Origin of the sequence: Williamwhitmania taraxaci, from assembly GCF_900096565.1 — a bacterium.
GTDB lineage: Bacteria > Bacteroidota > Bacteroidia > Bacteroidales > Williamwhitmaniaceae > Williamwhitmania > Williamwhitmania taraxaci.
Genome location: NZ_FMYP01000023.1, coordinates 16100 through 35222, shown reverse-complemented (window position 1 = coordinate 35222; position 19123 = coordinate 16100). Strand labels below are relative to the sequence as shown.

Annotated in this window: 12 protein-coding genes; 3 read left to right on the top strand and 9 right to left on the bottom strand. The window is 42.0% G+C overall.

The annotated features are described in order from the left end of the window. Nucleotides 1-190: 190 nt before the first annotated feature. The 4 genes from BLS65_RS07730 to BLS65_RS07715 form a co-directional block, all read right to left on the bottom strand. Nucleotides 191-3730: an OmpA family protein gene (locus BLS65_RS07730; protein WP_092437627.1), complete on the bottom strand. Its 3540-nt coding sequence runs from the start codon at nt 3728-3730 to the stop codon at nt 191-193. A gap of 5 nt (nt 3731-3735) precedes the next feature. Then, complete coding sequence (locus tag BLS65_RS07725; RefSeq protein WP_092437625.1) at nt 3736-4287, bottom strand: hypothetical protein; 552 nt, start codon at nt 4285-4287, stop codon at nt 3736-3738. Nucleotides 4288-4358: 71 nt separating this feature from the next. Continuing rightward, nucleotides 4359-4952, bottom strand: coding sequence for a hypothetical protein (locus BLS65_RS07720; protein ID WP_092437623.1), 594 nt, complete (start codon nt 4950-4952; stop codon nt 4359-4361). A gap of 99 nt (nt 4953-5051) precedes the next feature. Beyond that, nucleotides 5052-6926, bottom strand: coding sequence for a SpoIIE family protein phosphatase (locus BLS65_RS07715; RefSeq protein WP_092437621.1), 1875 nt, complete (start codon nt 6924-6926; stop codon nt 5052-5054). A gap of 98 nt (nt 6927-7024) precedes the next feature. Here BLS65_RS07715 and BLS65_RS07710 point away from each other — a divergent pair, with 98 nt between their 5' ends. Both BLS65_RS07710 and BLS65_RS07705 read left to right on the top strand, forming a co-directional pair. Further along, nucleotides 7025-7840 (top strand): motile sperm domain-containing protein, encoded by an 816-nt coding sequence (locus BLS65_RS07710; RefSeq protein ID WP_092437618.1) that lies wholly within the window; start codon nt 7025-7027, stop codon nt 7838-7840. A gap of 6 nt (nt 7841-7846) precedes the next feature. Then, nucleotides 7847-8995, top strand: a complete 1149-nt coding sequence (locus tag BLS65_RS07705; RefSeq protein WP_092437616.1) for a toxin-antitoxin system YwqK family antitoxin — start codon at nt 7847-7849, stop codon at nt 8993-8995. Between the two features lie 13 nt (nt 8996-9008). Here BLS65_RS07705 and gyrB read toward each other — a convergent pair whose 3' ends face one another. The 3 genes from gyrB to BLS65_RS07690 all read right to left on the bottom strand — a co-directional run bounded on the left by gyrB (nt 9009) and on the right by BLS65_RS07690 (nt 15915). Next, the gene (gyrB, locus tag BLS65_RS07700; RefSeq protein WP_092437662.1) at nt 9009-10985 is read right to left on the bottom strand and encodes a DNA topoisomerase (ATP-hydrolyzing) subunit B; all 1977 of its coding nucleotides are present in this window, start codon (nt 10983-10985) and stop codon (nt 9009-9011) included. A gap of 171 nt (nt 10986-11156) precedes the next feature. After that, entirely contained in the window at nt 11157-12812 is a 1656-nt protein-coding gene (locus BLS65_RS07695) for a TonB-dependent receptor (protein ID WP_092437614.1), read from the bottom strand. A 28-nt stretch (nt 12813-12840) separates the two neighbouring features. Continuing rightward, nucleotides 12841-15915 carry a tetratricopeptide repeat protein gene (locus BLS65_RS07690; protein WP_092437612.1) on the bottom strand — a complete coding sequence of 1025 codons (3075 nt, stop codon included), beginning with the start codon at nt 15913-15915 and terminating at the stop codon, nt 12841-12843. 165 nt (nt 15916-16080) lie between these two features. Here BLS65_RS07690 and BLS65_RS07685 point away from each other — a divergent pair, with 165 nt between their 5' ends. Beyond that, nucleotides 16081-16791 (top strand): cell division ATP-binding protein FtsE, encoded by a 711-nt coding sequence (locus BLS65_RS07685; RefSeq protein ID WP_092437610.1) that lies wholly within the window; start codon nt 16081-16083, stop codon nt 16789-16791. Here BLS65_RS07685 and BLS65_RS07680 read toward each other — a convergent pair. Together BLS65_RS07680 and BLS65_RS07675 are read right to left on the bottom strand one after the other, a co-directional pair. Further along, nucleotides 16780-17712 (bottom strand): hypothetical protein, encoded by a 933-nt coding sequence (locus BLS65_RS07680; protein ID WP_092437608.1) that lies wholly within the window; start codon nt 17710-17712, stop codon nt 16780-16782. The two genes, BLS65_RS07685 and BLS65_RS07680, sit on opposite strands and share 12 nt — an antisense overlap. 3 nt (nt 17713-17715) lie before the next feature. Next, entirely contained in the window at nt 17716-19011 is a 1296-nt protein-coding gene (locus BLS65_RS07675; protein WP_092437606.1) for a DUF7033 domain-containing protein, read from the bottom strand. Between the last annotated feature and the right edge of the window lie 112 nt (nt 19012-19123).

The window sequence follows — 19123 nt, the reverse complement described above, 5'->3', positions numbered from 1 at the left end:
TAATTAAAACCAACTATTGCTATCTTTGCACGAACAACTACTGATGTGATAGTAGCTAGTACGAAAGAGGGTAACTGGTGAGAAACAATCACAATCAAATTAAATAAAGTATAAAACTAAATACGGTAAAGTGCAGATGATACCATCTTGCTCGTTACCGTATTTTTACTTTCAAATAATAGAAGGTCACCTACTTGTTCGTTACAACAATATCAACTCTTCTATTAATTCGTCTGTTTTCTTCGGTATCATTTGGCGCCACAGGAACCGTATTACCCATATTCTTGGTTTCAAATTTAGAGAAACCCCTCTCCACTAAGTAGCGGGCAACATTACGTGCACGCGCATCGCCAATGGCAGGATTATCTAATGCTTCAAGATCATCGCAATGTCCTTGTATCTGGATCTTCACCGTTGGATTCTCCTTAAGCATACCAACCAACCGTGTAATTTCAGCCACACCCTCAGGGGTAAGTTCCGAGGATTTAGAATCGAAAGTTAAATTCTTTAACTCCAAGGAAGCACCAATTGTAATAGCAGTCAATGTGTAATCCTTAGAAACATCTTCAAATGTAGTAACCTGCTGAATATCTAAACTCGCGGAATAATACCAATAGCCATCGGCCACAACTTCGACGGCATAATCATTTGCGGCGGCAAAAGAAACACCATACTCACCAGTAGATCTATTAGAAGTAATTGAGGCAATAATCTGGTTATTCTTTTTGTTAATAATATTGATTTTTGCAGTTACAGGCTTAAGGCTTACCACATCCTTGACTACACCCCTTAAATTGGTTCGTCGTATTTCCAGAACTCCGCCTGCGAGATTGCTTTCCAAACCACTCTTAGTAAAGTTAATAGTCCTAATCTTCTCATCAAACACAAAGTTCACCTCAAATTGTTTGTATCCATTAAAATGGACAAGATAACTGCCTTGACGTAAGTCGAAATTTTCAGTATATACATTAGATACGGTAACATTGTAGTTATCGGTAACCGGCGCATATAGTATGAAATACCCATCTGCGTTAGTTAAGGTGGAGTATATCCTGCCCTGACTATCTTTTGCACTAATACGAACGTTTGACATATCAACTTTACCTAAAGCAGACAACTTACTTCTGTTTAGAACAATTTTACCGAAAACCTTGTTTTTTTCGACAAAAGGTAATTCCAACGTAGTATTTGCGACTAGAGCAATAAATGGTGTATCCTGATCCTTGGAAAAAGCGCCGAGATCTTTGCCGACAGCATCATATTGTAGTCGATAAGTTCCGCGAGGAATATTAATGAACTTTACATTACCATATTGATCCGATAGCGTTTCACCATTGTAGGAAAGCGAATTATTTTTCTTGAGTGTATCGCCTACATACTCCAGTTGAACTAAAACATCACGAATACCTGGTTCATTTTCATCCTTACGTTTATTTCCATTAAGATCTTTAAAAAACTCCATTTCAAGATTGTAGAACTTCCGGTTCGGCTGCTGCCAATTAAATTCCTTATGAACTCCTGCTTCAAAATATACAGTTGAATATTTGGATTGAGCCTCCGATCCATTCTCTTTCTTACTTTGCATAGCATATACACTCTGGAAATATAACCACCAATCACGAGGCAAAAAGTAAGTTAAATATCCGGTGACAGTAGTTGAAGTACTACCAGCAACAATATTATTGCTATAGGCTAACTGCAACCTTAACTTTAAAATATCTTTATAAATAAACTTATCTAAGTATGGTGTTACACGCAGGTAACGAGTATTCTTCGATGCATAAAAATTTATATAATTCTCAAACAAATTACGAGGTCCATTATAGTAGGAAAACATACTCCCCCAACCATTGCCAACCAACAGTAAAGACAAAACCTGATAAATACTCCGTTTAGGAGCAAACTGAGAAAGAGGCGTCCCAAAATACAAGTTCGAATAAGAATAAACGTCGCCGTAACCAATTGTAAACGAGGGGGACATGGAGAACAATAACTCTCGAAAATTTATTCGCATTCCAACTTTATCGCTATAAGTTTTTACACCAAAGTAAGAATTAGGTTCAAGTGAACTAAAATTATCGGACGAAGCCTCATCATAGCCAAGTTCGTTATATACCGAAAAACTAGCTGTAGCCTTATGCATAAAATTCAAATGAACCCTACTCGTTCGGTAAAATCGTGAAGGCAGAAAGTCTGAAACCCCAATTAATCGAGGGTTATAATACTCATAATTACCCGTTAAACGCAGACTATTATCCTTATTAACCGAATAATCCATATTGAGACTTGCAGTACTTCGCCCACGATTATATCCCACATAATCACTGGGATAAGATCGTCCCATAACTGAAAAAGAATACTTAGGCAATGTCAGTGCATAACCAAGCGTAAGACCCATGGCCTGTTTGTGCCCTTGATTAATTGCAGCATAATCTACATCACTAATACTTGCGCGTCCTTGAATTTTTTGGTAACGTCCAATACGCAGAGCAACTCCACCGTAACCAACAAATTGCTCAGCAGCAGAAATACCCTGCTTCGTATGACCAGCCCCAACATTCAAACTAACAGCATCATATATAGCATAGGAAACATCGGCACCAGCATGAGTATCGTTTGTATACTGATTCTTTGCAAATGAAGATCTAAAACTAAGTGACCTCAAGTGCGTTTGGAAATCAACACCTCGTCCTATAACGTCAATCTCATAGTTTGTAATAAAATCTCCAGCCTTTACGTCGAAATAGTTATTAACATACCCAAGGTAAGAAAAACTATATTTTAAAAAATCATCGCGCGAGGACGATGATCTATTTCGATATGAGTAGTATAGTCTATCCTCTTCAGTCAAGGCCAATCCACCAGCCATATATAGAGAATAATTTGTGGGGACTTGATCATTAAAAAGTCCTTGTGCGCTTAGATCAACCACTAAGGCCTTGTCGGAAGCATCGATGATATTTCGACTTACACTTGCTAATTGCTTAAACCAAACGGTACTACGAAATGAAGTATCCTGAGTAGACGCTTTTACATTAACAGCAAAAAAACCTTGACTAAGCTGTTTATCACTGACATTCATGATAACAGGAAAACTAATAATAGTATCAGTAAATGGAGGCAAATTTATATCAGAAGATAAGTTTTGAGCGTATGATCGTGCAAATACAAGTCCTCGCCCAGACTCCATATTAAAATATAATTGTTCCGCTTGGTTACCATTATTTTTACATTGCAAACGAAACTCCGATTTAGTTTCATTGGATGAAATAAAGATATATCTATCCAAAAACCTGACGGACAAATCCTTACTTTTCGGAATTTTAACGTAACAATACTCATTTTTCACAACATTCCCTGACCTATCCTTTATTGTTGCAATTATTGAATACGCAACTTCCCCTTTTGCCTCTTTTGGCACAGCAATTCGGATTGGAATTAAAATAGAATCGTAAGCGGCTAGCGTTATTTCCCGAGAAATTTCCCCAATTATCTGCCAGCCACTGGGAGCCGTAAAATCTACGACAAAAGTTGAAGCTGAGGCATCAGTATTCTTGACCTTTAGAACGTTAAAAAACAATTCCTTGTTCAACTCTTGATTACTAATGGCAAAACTAATATCTATGGCTACTTTATCATTATTACGAAAAAGAAAGTATTGTCCCATTGCCGCTCCATTACAAAGCAACGCTATAAAGAATGAAACTACAACAGTCCATTTTCGAAACATATTGATTAAAATATTTCTTCTATTTTAAATACAAGATCCAAATAATAATAACCAGATTTAACGTCAATTAACCCGACAAACCCCGGCGATGTAGCAAAAGCGATATCGAGAACAATCATAGCTTTTTTTGCATTATAAAGCCCCACTGTAGTGCTTTCTGCAATTACATTTCCAACACCTATATCACTGAGAATAAAACCGGGATAAACAACTGTACCTCCGGGAAAATCACTTGATTCAAATTTTGGAGTTACTTTTACGTAACTTAGAGATAAGGAAGAAAAACCATCGTCACTTAAAACTAAACTATTCGACTTGCAATACAACTTCCAACCTTTACAAGCTGGATCCACATTTATTGAGTAAATCTTCACCCTAGAATAGTTAGGATAACTAATACCGTCTTTAATCTTTTGATATGAATTGAACTGAAATTGTACCGTGCCGCCACTAACTACAACAACCCCCATGGTTTGACCGTGCAGGCCTTTTAATGAACCACAGAAAAGAAGAAACAATATTACGGTATAGCGTATAAGTAGGCGGTACAGCACCATTTAAACCAATTAAAAAAATGTAAAAAAAGGCTATCCATCAACAAATATTAATGGATAGCCCAAATCATCTCTTACAATCCATCCAAATCTAAGAATGCATTTACAGCATATCTGTCTGGGGTTATGTTTTGAGAAAGCAATGTACCGGCAGAGCCAACAAATCCATCAGCCAGCGACCAACCAATAGTAAAAGTATTAGCCGCAGTATTACCAGCAATCGAAACACCTACTGCGTTTTTAATAATAGCAGTAAGCCCTCCAATAGCACCCTTACCAATAAGGAGTGGTTTAGCAGTGATAGCAATAACATAATTAGCGGGTGCTCCTGTTCCTGTTAATGTTGTTAGATACCCGATATTTGCGGCAGGAATAGTTAAACCAATATCATTTCCAGTTAAATCACTTTCTGCATACAAGTTCACTTCGTAATTAACAGACGAAGCTACTGTAAAAGTAGTTGTTGTTGCAGGGCCGGTGAGTATTCCTGCGGTATACTGAGCGATGGTGTTAACAACAAACTCAACATTTCCACCCGAAACAACTTGGAGTCGAAGTATTGAATTTAGAGACACCCCAATGGGGATAATGGCAATATCCGAGACAGGCTGCGCTTTTGCAACTGTAATCGAAATTATTGCCAATGAGACTAATAATAACTTTTTCATAGCGTGAAGGTTTAAATTTAACTTAGTAATTATACGTAAAGTTTATTTATCTGACAACTAAAACTATTAAACGTTGATGAATAGACTGTATTTGTTGAACTACCCCAACTTAAATCCCATCACTAAAACGTCGTCCACCTGTTTAAAATCGCTGCCTATCCAGTTTATTAAGTGATTCCTCAAAATAGCCTTCTGATCTTCCATTGATTTCTGATGGTTCTCAAAAAGCATATCTTGGAAACTTTTCAGCATGATTTTTATGCCTGCTGGTCCGCCAAATTGGTCGGCATACCCATCGGAGAAGAGATAAAAATAGGTTGGTCCATCAATATCAATGGTGTGATTAGTAAACGTGCGCAACTGCTCGGTATGAAATCCGCCCACTGGCTCTTTGTCGCCCTTAATCCGAATCATCTCTCCATTTTTAATATAGAGCAAGGGATTTTTAGCTCCAGCATACTCCAAAACATTCTTGTCGAAGTCGATAACACAGAGAGTCATATCCATACCATCGCGATTATCGGTTTCGTCTTGGCGCAAAACCCTGCGAATATCTTGATTTAATCGCTGTAGAATAAGGCTTGGCGTATGTATTCCTGCACGAATAATTTCATTCAACAGATTATAACCAATCATGGAAAGGAACGCCCCCGGCACGCCATGCCCAGTACAGTCGATGGCTGCAATGGCAAACTTCCCTCTACCCGGCTCGTAGTAATCGTCCCCACTAAGAATTGGGGCAAACCAATAGTAATCACCACTAACCAAATCGCGGGGACGAAAGAAAATAAACGAATCCTCAAGAAAACCCACTAACGTATCTTGCGACGGCAAAAGTGCCTTTTGAATACCCTGCGCGTAGTTTATACTCTTGGTGATGTTCTCATTTTGCTTACGAATATGGTCGCGTTGGGCTCCAATCTCTCGGTTTTGACTTTCTAGTCGATTATTGGCACGCTGCTTGGATCGATACCCGTACAGCATAACTACCGCCAATATAATCAGTAGCAGCATTCCTCCGAGTATAGAGTATATTATCAGCTGTTGATTTTTCTGGACCGCTTCTTTCTCTTTAAGGGCCAACTCCTTAATAGCTTTCTCCTTGTTGAGAAGCCCAATTTCCAACTGCCGCTGGCGGCTCAAACGCTCTGCATTGCGCAGAGAATCTTCGGTAGCTTTTACAACAGAACCTAGAGAATCTTGGGCAGCAGCAGCAGTCAACTTCTGCAGGTCTAGTTCCAGCTGCTTCGCACGCTTTTCAATACGTTCTCGCTCGGTTTCGGCCATTGTTTTGCCTACCTTAGCTTCATACTCCTCTTTAACCGTTTTCGATTCAAAAAGTCGCTTATAGGTCAGATACTTTGCTTCATAATCCCTTGCCTTTGCAACCATACCACGAGCATCGTATGCAATACCCAGCAGACGACAAGCATTCGAAATTAAACGAGCATCATCAAGGTCAGTCGCAATAGAAAGTGCTTCTTCTAAAATTTTTATGGATTGTTCATGTCGTTTTTGAACAATATAAATATACCCAACATCAATCATCCCGGAGGAAATTTCCGTTCTGTTACCTAGTTTTTTACGGACAACAAGGCTTTTTTCAAAGGCATCTTGAGCAAGATCAATCTTATCAAGATCGGAATATATCAAACCAACATTCGAATATATGGCTTTAATGTCATTATAATTGCCAACTTTCTCGTTTTGAGGAACCGATTTGAGAAATAGTTCAGCAGCTTCTCGTAATAGTCCATTCTCCCAATATAAAAAAGCCACTTTACTAAGATACATTACCGCCTGTTGGTTATTACCAGCAGCAGTATATCGATTAGCCAACTCTAAATACTCCTCCACCTTATTCTGGAGTGGCTTTGAAAGCGACCGCAACTCCTGAGCATTAAGATTGGCATCAAATAAACAGACGAGATTGAGAATGATAAACCAAGCAATTAAAGATATCCGTTTAACCATAAAAATTCTAATGCCAAGTTGGGTAAGATTATACCTAATAATAAAATGTTGTCTAAAATTACAAAATTTTGCATAAATTTAACGCAAAATATAACTCTATGAACGCATCATTCATCAAAAGGATCATTTTTTTTGTTTTTTTTGCCATTATTACTGGCAACCATCTAATTGCTCAGGATTTTGAACTAGCTCCGGCCAAACTATTATACAGTGCAGAGCCAGGGGAAAACCAAAGCAAAACAATTTCAGTGAAAAACCATGGGAGTAAAAAACAATCCTTCCTTTTTGCAATTTACGACTATATACCCTCCGGAAATGGTGGGAAGAATGTTCTTCCACCAAACACAACGAAACGCACCTGCGCCAATTGGTTGAACATCAACCCTTCATTTTTCGATCTAAACCCTGGCGAAGAAAAGACAATTACCGTTACAATGATGGTTCCCTCGAACGAATATATGTCTGCGTGGTGTATGCTCTATGTTCAACCAGTTCAAGAACAAACCGCCGCCAATGTTGCCAAAGGAATTTCTGCAGGGATGAAACTTGCAGGTAGAATTGGAATAACCGTAAATCAAACGCCAAAATCGAATACTAATCAACAGGTTAAAATTTACAACCTCAAGGAAATACCTGCAACAAAACAAGGGACACTCACATTCTCAGGAGCCATTGATAATTTAGGCGAGTCCATTACCTCCTGCAAGACATTTATGCTGGTTACAAATCTTGAGACGCTCGAGGAGAAAAAATATAGTGAGATGGAACTTGAAACATTTCCAAAAAACACTAGAGAGGTTGTTTTCACTATTCCAGAACTATTGCCAAAGGGTATTTACTCCATCGCAGCGATTGTAGATTATGGCAGCAAAACTAGCCTTGAAGGAGCGGAAATACGCTACGAGGTAAAATAAAAGACTATGGCATATTTAACAAAACCCATACTCCTCCTTATTGGGGGAGTTTTTTTTACACATCTGGCCTCCGGTCAGCAGAGAAAGAAAACATACTACCCTTCTGGAAACATGAAGGAGCATTACGAGATAAAAGTTGTTGGCACCGACACCCTAAAATCTGGAAGATACTGCTACTTCTTTGAAAATGGGATAAAGATGCAGTGTGGCCAGTATACAGACAATATGCTCACCGGAACATGGGAAACCTTTTATGATAATGGCGAAATTAAAGCAGTATGGTCGTTTAATAAAAATAAAAAAGATGGACCATTCAGGATATATGGCCCGAACAAACTGTTACTTCAAACTGGCAACTACTCTACTGATTTACCGAACGGAGTCATAATAACCTACCGCGAAAATGGCATAAAACAGCACGAAAACGAATACAAAAGTGGCCTACAATCGGGCCGTCAACTCGATTTCGACGACAAGGGTGTTCTTCTAATTGACAGAGAAATGATCAATGGCATTGAGGAGGGGAACTACATGTCGAACTATCCCACCGGGGAAAAGAGGGAAATTGGCAAAAAAAAGAATGGGAGTTGGACCGACACGCTCTACACCTACTACTTGTCGGGGGGGCTTAAACGAAAGAGCCTTATGGTTGTGGGTCAAATTGAGGGTGAACTCTCAAGCTATTTAGAAAACGGAAACATCCAAGAATTATCACACTACTCAGCGGGCGAACTAGATGGATTATTCACAGAATTCTATGCATCAGGACTGATAAAAGAAATTGGAAATTACAGGAAAGGGATTAAGACAGGTTGCTGGCAAGCATTCTATTCCACTGGAAGTATTTTTTCAAAGGGCGATTTTATTGAAGGAAAATACGCGGGCTTATGGATTGTTTATAACCAAAATGGGCATTCCAAATCCGAAGGTTACTTTATTAATGGGGCAGAGAATGGTCATTGGCTCACATTTAATACAGATGGAAAGTTAGAAACAGCAGGAGATTACATCAATACGAAGCCGCACGGAATTTGGCGTGCATATGACCCGAGTGGCAGGCAGACAGAAACAGCCCTTTACTTTTTTGGAAAAATGAATTACGCCAGAAGAAAATTAAAGAAGGGCGATTCAACTGAATCGCCCTTCTTTAATTGAATATCATTACATCCTAGCTATCGATCCTTGCATATTTTGCATGCTTCTCGATAAACTCACGGCGAGGTGGAACTTCGTCACCCATAAGCATAGAGAAGATACGGTCGGCTTCGGCAGCACTCGAAATGGTAATTTGACGTAGTATTCTGTTTTCGGGGTTCATGGTAGTGTCCCAAAGTTGTTCGGCGTTCATCTCTCCAAGACCTTTATAACGTTGGATATGCACACTACCCTCTTTGCCTTTACCAAGCTCCTCAACATACTTCACGCGCTCCTCTTCATTCCAGCAGTAGCGCTCTTCCTTCCCTTTTTTAATAAGGTAAAGTGGCGGTGTGGCAATATAAAGGTGACCGTTCTGAATAATCTGATTCATGTAGCGGAAGAAGAAGGTCATAATAAGGGTATCGATGTGGCTTCCGTCCACGTCGGCATCGGTCATAATAATCACCTTGTGATAGCGAAGACCATCAACATTTAATGCTTTACTATCCTCATCGGTGCCAATATGAACACCTAATGCGGTGAATATATTCTTGATTTCTTCGTTCTCAAAGATCTTATGAACCATGGCTTTCTCTACGTTGAGAATTTTACCACGGAGAGGCATAATGGCTTGAAATTTCCGGTCACGGCCCTGTTTAGCCGTTCCACCTGCAGAATCTCCCTCGACAAAGAATATCTCGGAAGCAGCAGGATCCCTCTCGGAGCAGTCGGCAAGTTTACCGGGAAGTCCCGATCCGGAAAGTACAGACTTGCGCTGAACGAGCTCACGCGCCTTACGGGCAGCATGACGAGCAGTAGCAGCAAGAATAACCTTTTGAACAATAATTTTAGCATCACGAGGATTCTCCTCCAAGTAGTTGGTTAAGGCCATGCTTACGGCCTGATCCACTACAATTGAAACATCGGAGTTACCCAACTTGGTTTTAGTCTGACCCTCAAACTGAGGCTCGGCCACCTTAACCGAAATAATGGCAGTAAGTCCTTCACGGAAGTCATCGCCGTTGATCTCAAATTTTACCGCCTTAAGTAAACCACTATCCTCAGCATACTTTTTTAGGGTACGAGTAAGACCTCTACGAAAGCCGGTAAGGTGCGTTCCACCTTCAATAGTATTGATATTATTGACGTAGGAGTGAACGTTTTCGTTATAGCTGGTATTATACTGAATAGCCACCTCAACCGGAACACCATTCTTTTCGGTCTCAAAGGCGATTGGAATCTCAATCAACTTTTCACGAGTGGCATCCAGAAATTCAAGAAACTGAACTAAACCAGTTTCCGAATAAAACTCCTCTTTATGGAATACAGGGCCATCCTCTGTCTCTTCAATTTCGCGCCTATCGGTAAGGGTGAGTCGAATGCGCTTATTCAAGAATGCCAACTCTCGGAGACGAGAAGTTAGAATTTCAGAATTATACTCAAGCAAGTTGAATATAGTTGCATCGGGCTTAAATGTAATGGTAGTACCGGTTCTTGTGGTTTCGCCAACCACTACAACTCCGGTTTGAGGCTTACCCTCACTAAACTCTTGTCGATATATTTTACCATTGCGATGAATCTCTGCCACTAACTTAATAGAAAGTGCATTCACACAAGAAACACCAACTCCATGAAGACCGCCGGAAACCTTGTAGCTATCCTTGTTAAACTTTCCACCAGCGTGGAGTACGGTAAGAACCACCTCGAGTGCAGATTTCTGCTCCTTCTCATGCAAATCAACCGGAATACCCCGTCCGTCGTCAACAACGGTGATAGAGTTATCCTCATTGATAGTAACGTCGATGTTCTTGCAATAGCCACCCATTGCCTCGTCGATAGAGTTATCGACCACCTCGTAAACAAGATGGTGTAATCCACGAGAGCCAACGTCGCCAATATACATAGATGGGCGAACACGAACGGCCTCAAGTCCTTCAAGAACCTGAATACTGTCGGCAGAATAGCTGCCATTTGAAATATTTTCGGACGGCGTAATTACCTTGTCCATTTCGTTCTCGATACCACTCATTGAAAACTCACATTTACGCCCGTTTCATAAAATCAATGGGCTAATAACCAACAACTAATTTTTCAATACAACCCTCAAAGATAGCAAAATATTCGCTATCAGCAGAAGAGTTATACAACAGTGTGTGGAAACTTATCAACAGAAAGCGAACTAAAAAGAGAGCGTAATACCTGCTAAGGCATTAAACCCATATGTGGAGTAGCGATACCATTGGTAGTAACTTCCACCCGCTATATTGTTAAAATCGGTATACACTGTAAAATCCTTTGTAATCCTATACTCAAGACCCAAACTGAGATCGAGAATCGGATCCAACTTAACCGAAGTTACATCTCCAGGAACACCGCCATCGCCGGCATAAGCAAATCGCTCACCCACACCCACCAACGAAGCCTTGATGTAGATTTTATCCTTCAGGTTGAATAGTGAGGATACGGTAATCTCCCAAGATGGTTTTTGCCATGGCTTGGAAATTTTGTCAAGCGAATAGCGAGTCACCTCTCCACGACCGATAAGGCTAAATGTATGTGAAACACCTACCACAAGCTCACCACAGAAGTGGGTAACCTGAGCATTATCGTAAACTACCCCAAAAGTGCTAGGGTTGGTTGCAAAATTGTTCACAAAGAAGTAAAGACTATCGGAAAGCGAAAATGAACCGGCCACATTAAACGAGACAGAAGAGGAGAACTTGCCTTTCAGTCCACCCTCAAAGGAAAACTTATGGTTCGTATTTCGGACGTTTAATCCTGGCGTAGCATATGGATTCTCCTTTAGAATTTTCTCGTAACTATTAACCTCCAAATGGCCTCCAATATTGATATAGGGAATAAAGTAGTGTCCGATTACGTCGTAAGATATCTCACCCAAGGGATAAATGTAAACATCACTCTGTCCACCCCAACTGTTTGAAACAAAGTTAGCCCCTGCCTTTGCGCGCCAATCGGGTCCAAAAAGGCCAATCCATGGAGCCAACCTGAATACGGTGTTTGGCTCCTTGCTCAACTCACTGCTCTTGGAAATATGCATGATTTGTATTTCACCACCTACGCGTTCGGTTTGGAAAAACTGATTTCCGGAGAAAGAGATATCGAGATTATTCTCCGACATGGAAAACTTATCGCCAAAGTAAGTGTATCCTACCCTGCCCGTGTAATTTAAGTGAGTAGAATCGGTATAGAGCGAGTGCAACCCTAATTCAACCCCGAACCTGTTGGTGACCTGCTTCAAAGAATCATTCTCGATGCTTCCCACAAAAGTAGGATCGACGCCATAAAAGGTAGCCCGATTTCGGTTATAATCCATGCTTGCTTCAAAAGCAGAGTTCCCCAATATCTTTTTGCCGTTTAGTCCAAGAGCGCTTTCCGATTGCATCACCTTGCGCTTGCTTCCATTATCCAGCTTAATCCTGCCCGCCGAGGAGAAGTGCCTAACGTAGGCACCATAGTTAAGATCGGACTTGCGAACGCTTCCGTAATACGCTTCTAGAAGGGGCGACATAGTGGAACCCAACCCCAACTTCACAAAGAAGGGCGTGATGGCCGAAACCGGCTCGCCAATTAATTTGGCAGCAGGCATTGGAGAAACCTTAAATTGGGTATTGGTAACCTTCGAGAAGATAGCGTAAGATAGGTTTGGCATCAACTTTACGGTATCCGCAATTGAGGGAAGTAAATTTATTTTAAACGCGTCGGAGAGCACTGGATCATACGCCCTAACTACCTGAACTTCCTTATCAATATTGCCTTGGGCAAAAGAGGCAAAACTCATGATGGAAAGTATTGATGCTATATATATTCGTTTCATTCCTCTGCAAATTAACGTTAATTGTTTTTTACTGTCCCATCTTAATTTGATCCGACTCCGTAGTGGATGGTTCGAGCGATTGTTTCTCGCGTTTCACCAAATCAACCAGCATTGCGGAAGCAGTATCGATAATACCATCGGTACTGTTTGCATAGCCGTCAATTACACTTTGAAGCGTAGCCTTAGCTTGGAAAAGATCATTCTTTTGAACGTAGATCTGAGCAAGCAGAATAAAGCTCTTGGCCATCCAGTATTGATGAGGTGAATTTTTCTCAGCGAAGGAGAATACTTCCTGCTCAGCCTTATCGTATTTGGCTTGCATAAAGAGAATTTCAGCCATATGGAATTTAGATTCGGCTCCTTCCTTACTCTTAACGCTCGCGGCTACTGCCGAAAACTGGTCGAAAGCTTGATCGAGTCGATTCAGCGCCATCAGTGCTTGTGCCTTATTAAACCGTGCTTCCCGCACCATTTCTTCAGTAACTTTTTCGGTGGCGAGCAGCTTATCGGCGGCTACAACAATATTCTCATTCTTCTGTAACTTAACGGCACTCCTCAACATACCAACACGCGCCTCGAGTAAATTCTGTTTCAATTCGGCTTGGGATTCGAGTTGCTGATAAAAGTTAAGCGCATCGGTATACTTTTCGAGGGCGAACGACACTGAACCAGCACCAAGTAACGCTTGCTCCGAAAAAGGGCTACGAGGTTTACTGGCAACTGTCGAGAAGTAACCAAGGGCCTTCACATAGTCTGAGCTGCGCATTGCACAATCGCCGAGATAGAAATTGGCGTTTATTACAAATCCTCCATTGGGAAATTCATCCAAATACTTATTGAGACTAGCAGTAGATTTCTCGCAATCGCCACTCATATAAACTTTTTCGGCACCTAAATAAGTTAACGAGTCCCGCTCGGCTTGTCCAACAACTGCGAATGCACCAAGTTTATTGGTATATGCAAAGTATGCATCCGTTTGGTTGCGATCGACATATATATTTTTAATTCCTAGCAATGCGTTCTTTGCCTCGGGCGACCCAGGATACTCCTCAACAACCCGCTGATAGTATTCCAACGCCTTTGCATCATCATCGCTATTATAGCTCAGCAGCCCCATTTCCACAAGCGCCTTTACATAGTAACTGCTACCAGGATATTCTACAATTAGTTTTGAATAGTATTTTTGAGCGGCAACCTTATCCTGAAGCATGTTGCTGGTTCGGCCCAACTCATACAGGGCATCATCCACATAGGGTGATAAAGGAAACTTATCAACCAAAGAAATGAGCGACTCCCGCTTCTTTTCTGGTCGGTCGAGCAAACCAAGTGAGAAGCCACGTTGAAAGAGAGCATAGTCCGGGTCATACAATCCCGTTTCTAGCGATTTGTCGTAGTAATCGATTCCCAACCAGAAGCGGCGAAGCATAAAGTAAGAGTCACCGGTACGGTTATAGGCATCTCCCATAAACCGATCTTTTGCCTTAACTGCAAAGGCTAAGTATTTCCGAAACCAAACAATGGCATTCTCATAGTCTTTCAACTTGAAACATGCGTAGCCCATGCCGTAATGAGCCTGATTGAACTCTGGAAGCGAAAATGATCCAGGGCTGAGTACAAACTGGCTATAGTCGGAAGAGGCGTTAACATAATCGCCAAGTCGGTAGTATGCCTCACCTCGCCAATAGAGCGCTTGGGCAGCCAATGTTTTGTTGTAGGATTGATTCTCGAGCGATATGGAGAATTTCGCTATAGCCTCGCTAAAGTTCAAATTCTGAAAGAGTTCAAGACCTCTAAAGTAAGCCACTTTCTGAATGGCTTCATTTATGGTGGCATCCCGTTTTACAATTTTCAGCACTGCATCTAATGCACCAGTGTAGTTCTTGGTGTTGGTATAGGCAATGGCAAGGTAACGATAAGCCTCATCGGTGCGGGGCGTATTTGGATACTCCTTTATGTATGTATTCAGCGCATCGATAGCCTCGTTGAATGGCGAGTAAAAAAGATCGTAGGTGATCTTTGCAAAGTTGAAGAGCGCATCCTCGCGAATTGCAGGATCGAAGTTATTCTTGGCTGCAAGCGAAAAGGCCGCACGCGCTTTGCTTTTATCGCCTAGTTTTACATAGCAATCGGCAAGATGGTAGGCCGCATTTTGGCTTAGTGTGTCTTCGCCAGCGGTGGCCTTCTCGAGCAAAGGAGCGGCTTTAGCAAAATCGCCGGCCTTGTAGTAAACTATCCCCACAAGGTAACTGTCGTCGCGGCTGGGATTCTGAGTCCCGGCTAGGAACTTTTCGAGATAGGGCAAGGCTTCCGGAAACTGTTTGCTGCGGTAATAGGATTCACCAATAAAACGTGCCACACCAGGTGCTCGTTTTTCGGAGGCACCAGTCAAGACCTCAGGGCCATATTCTATCACCTTGCTGTAATTCTTCTGCAAAAAGTAGATTTCAACAATATAGTAAGGCACCATTGGGGCAAAAACTTCATCGTCCTTCAAACGTTCAAAACCCTTTAAAGCAGTAGCATAGTTTTGTTGTAGGTAGGCAATATGAGAGTAGTAGTAAGTTGCCGGCGAATTAAATTTATTGTCGGTATCCTTCACCTCGAAGAAAGACTTAGAGGCCCGCTCGTAGTTATTCAGAGAAAAGCAGGCGTAACCCAGTTTAAAGAAAAACTCAGCTCGATCCTCTTCGGTTAGACCATTATGATCAACTTTATCGAACCAAGTGATGGCGTCGGCATAGCGTTCTTGGCGATAGCGCAGCTTAGCCAGTTCAAAGTAAGCCTCATTTACCTTTTGATTCTCGGGAAAGTTGGTAATGAAGGAGGTGATTAAAAACTCGGCATCGTCATTAAAGAGCCTTACCGCACATAGGGCCTTGTAAAACTCCGAAAGAGCAAGTTTCTGCGTATTTTCACCGGCATACTCTTTCGATGACAAGATGAACTGCTTCTGAGCAGCAGCATATTTATCCTTGTTGAATAGTTCCAATGCCCGATTGTATAACTTATCGGGATGGGTATAACTAGCCGTTTGCTGTCCAAAAGTAGCCGAACCGGCAAGCAAGAGCATAAACAAGAAAACAATCTTCTTCCTGATGGCCATATAGAATTAGTTTTTTATGCAATTGAGTTTAAAAGTAGCAAAATGAAAGAAACAATCATCCTTTTTCTCTTAATAACTCACGGATGCAATTTTTATTTCTAATTTTAGCTCAACAAAAGTAGCAATCTCCTTTAATAAGGAACTATCATCAACAGAAAAACGCTTATGTCGCTAGACACAATTATCGAAATTAAGAGTGCCAACATCTTTCAAAACGAAAACCTCGTGCTTTCGGGGGTGAATCTTGCAGTAGATAAAGGCGAGTTTATATACCTAATCGGTAAGGTCGGAAGCGGCAAATCGAGTTTAGTAAAAACGATAAATGCGGAATTGCCGCTGAAGGAAGGCACCGGCGTAGTGGCCGGATTCGATCTTGTGAAAATCAAACGCAAGCAAATTCCGCTGTTGCGTCGTAAGATGGGAATCGTATTCCAAGATTTTCAACTACTCTCGGATCGATCCGTGTACGACAACCTGCTTTTTGTGCTTAAGGCTACCGGATGGAAGAATAAAGCCGAGATTAAGCAGCGCATTAGCGATGTGCTGGAAAAGGTAGGACTGCAATATAAAGACTACAAACTCCCTCACCAGCTCTCGGGTGGAGAGCAGCAACGGGTGGTTATAGCCCGAGCACTTTTGAATAACCCCGAGATAATACTAGCCGACGAACCTACGGGAAACCTTGATCCTGAAACTTCCGACGATATAATGAAGTTGCTGGTGGAGATCAGTAAGAGCGGCAGAGCCGTGATTATGGCAACCCACAACTATGGCCTTCTCAAAAAATTCCCTGCACGAACCATCAAATGTGAAAAAGGGCAACTCTGCGAAAGCGTTGCTGCCGCCGAGATTGATTTCGAGAGCCTAATGGAATAACCTCCGCTTAAGGCTTAAGGCCCAGCGTAACAGTAGTGGTAATTTTTGGCGAAAAATGTGTGGGTAACCGGTTGGTTGCGCCCCAAATCCTGCGTAAAACTTTGCTACCCCAGGAATCATTGAACCCTCAAAATCGAGCACCAGCGGTCGCTCTGAGTATTCGTTGATGTAGGTATCAATAAGCAGAAACATTCCTCTATTCTCAATTCCCTCATCGCTTGAGGAGGCAAGTAGGTATATGCTTTTGGCATGAGTATTAAGAAATAGAGCGGCGGCACACAGAGTATTGGTATTGGAGTAAGCCCCCATAATCACACCATGACCGCTGGAGACCAACTGCCGTGCAAGTCTATCCATAATCGAATTGGCCCGCTCGGACAAATCGGCCTTCAAGTGTGCATGGGTAAATGCCAAAAAGGTAGCAATATCGACCCCTTTTACCACCGAAACACCAAGGGCAATTGCCTTTGCCAAGTTCCGCTGAGTATTCTTTGAGTATTTCTGGTAGAGTTTCGTGTAGGGCTGCACCAAATCGACCTGATAGGTCTGCCGCCTATCCATCTCGAATCCTACAACAGACTTTGGATTAACATAGGTATTTAAGGAGATGTCAACCATTCGATACTTGGAAGGAATCGCCCCAAGAAACATTTGCACAAGTTTAGAGGAGGGAATCACTGTTGAAAAAAACCCAAGTTGTTGGGTAAAGAAAGGTTGATATAGATAACCAATCCCAACCTTCTTACCATGAGTCAGCGGCATCACAGCGCTGTAGTTGTCCATAACTAAACCATCCCAGCCCTCGCATACAACGTCCAAATACCAGGTATAACCATAGGCCATACCATTCACCGAATGGGTAATGCAAGCATCCCAACGCTTTCGATCAATCTGTGCATGGCGAATATAGGTGACGTTCATTTGCTACAACTTCAACTGCATTATGGAGTAAAAATAGCTATCCCATCCCAACCAAGGAGCCACACCGGAAACGATCTCGTTATGGAAAACAACACCAAACTCCCCACCAGTGTTTTGTTGGTTGCTATAAAGGGTCGAAAACTTTTCAACGGATAACGCCGGAGTATAGCGCAGCTGGTAGTTCAGCGCCGAATCCATCATTACAAACGGATGCAAAACGAGGGTCTCAGCACAGTTGTTTTGCACATCGAAGAAAGGGAATGGCCTTGAGGTGCCAGCACGATATCCCACCCTATCGGAAAACCCAATGGAATAATCGTGATTGATCCCCACCGCCACCAACACCCGAAACGATTCGGGGAAGCGAAAGCGCAGAAAATGGAATCGAGAAATCTCGGGCCGATGCCCCATGATTTTAACAAACCGCCCCACCTCCTCTTCCAGCAGAGCCAAGTTAAGCCCAGCCTCATAGGATGGATGAATCCCAACAGTTCCTTTTTCGGCTACATTGGCCATGGCAGCACGAATTGCTCTGCTTTTCCACGAAACGGGGCGATCGAACTTTGTTAGATTGCCTAAGTGAAAATACCACATCTGCTCCACCTTTGCGGCTGAAACCGCATTGGATATTTGAGTGTAAGTATTAAAAGAATCCTGCAAAAAGCCCAACGCAACCGCTGCGATCTTTGTAGCCTCCTTAAACTGGAAGTGAACAATTGCAGCGGCTATCTTTCCTGTCGTTCGAACAAAACCCTTCCCCTTATGTGCAAAGGCATTGTCGACATCGATATGAACTAACGGCTGTATTGGAGTTTGCCTAAGGGCCAGGTATGGATAAATCGCCTTTATTTCGGCAGCCAACCGAGCCATCCAGATATCTACAATTGGGATCTCGTATATTCCGTGCTTAACCGTGAATGAATCGGCGGAGGGAAACCGCCCATGCACATCGGGGGTAAACGGCAAATACTCCTCGTAGCGGCTAACCATATAAAAGACGGCAGCGAAGATATCGAATGGAAGCAATCCCGCCTGCTGCGGAAAGCAGACAAAATCGCGCCCTTCCCCCGTAGCAGCAACATCAATATGGAGAATATCATTGCGCTTTAAAAACCCGGATGGCTTAATCCACAGGTCACCGCCTACCAACTCCTCGGCATAACAGAACTTACTCTCGAGGGAGTCTTCAAACTGAAATTTACAGGCAGTAACCTTATACTCTATCCCTAACCACTGCCTAAACACCAAATCGAGGGTGTAGGTAGTCCGGGGAGATATTTCATCAAGGTAAACCAGCATGAACTAATCATTTAAAATAACACAGAGGCACGGAGAACACTGAGACTAAATAAAAAACTATAGAAAACAAAAATCTACATCAAGCAAAACAAGATTAGTATGAATACATCAT

Bases quoted from the DNA above. Each gene is read 5' to 3' on its own strand.
- BLS65_RS07730 (WP_092437627.1), bottom strand. From the start codon at position 3,730: ATGTTTCGAAAATGGACTGTTGTAGTTTCATTCTTTATAGCGTTGCTT.
- BLS65_RS07725 (WP_092437625.1), bottom strand. From the start codon at position 4,287: ATGGTGCTGTACCGCCTACTTATACGCTATACCGTAATATTGTTTCTT.
- BLS65_RS07720 (WP_092437623.1), bottom strand. From the start codon at position 4,952: ATGAAAAAGTTATTATTAGTCTCATTGGCAATAATTTCGATTACAGTT.
- BLS65_RS07715 (WP_092437621.1), bottom strand. From the start codon at position 6,926: ATGGTTAAACGGATATCTTTAATTGCTTGGTTTATCATTCTCAATCTC.
- BLS65_RS07710 (WP_092437618.1), top strand. From the start codon at position 7,025: ATGAACGCATCATTCATCAAAAGGATCATTTTTTTTGTTTTTTTTGCC.
- BLS65_RS07705 (WP_092437616.1), top strand. From the start codon at position 7,847: ATGGCATATTTAACAAAACCCATACTCCTCCTTATTGGGGGAGTTTTT.
- gyrB (WP_092437662.1), bottom strand. From the start codon at position 10,985: ATGGACAAGGTAATTACGCCGTCCGAAAATATTTCAAATGGCAGCTAT.
- BLS65_RS07695 (WP_092437614.1), bottom strand. From the start codon at position 12,812: ATGAAACGAATATATATAGCATCAATACTTTCCATCATGAGTTTTGCC.
- BLS65_RS07690 (WP_092437612.1), bottom strand. From the start codon at position 15,915: ATGGCCATCAGGAAGAAGATTGTTTTCTTGTTTATGCTCTTGCTTGCC.
- BLS65_RS07685 (WP_092437610.1), top strand. From the start codon at position 16,081: ATGTCGCTAGACACAATTATCGAAATTAAGAGTGCCAACATCTTTCAA.
- BLS65_RS07680 (WP_092437608.1), bottom strand. From the start codon at position 17,712: ATGAACGTCACCTATATTCGCCATGCACAGATTGATCGAAAGCGTTGG.
- BLS65_RS07675 (WP_092437606.1), bottom strand. From the start codon at position 19,011: ATGCTGGTTTACCTTGATGAAATATCTCCCCGGACTACCTACACCCTC.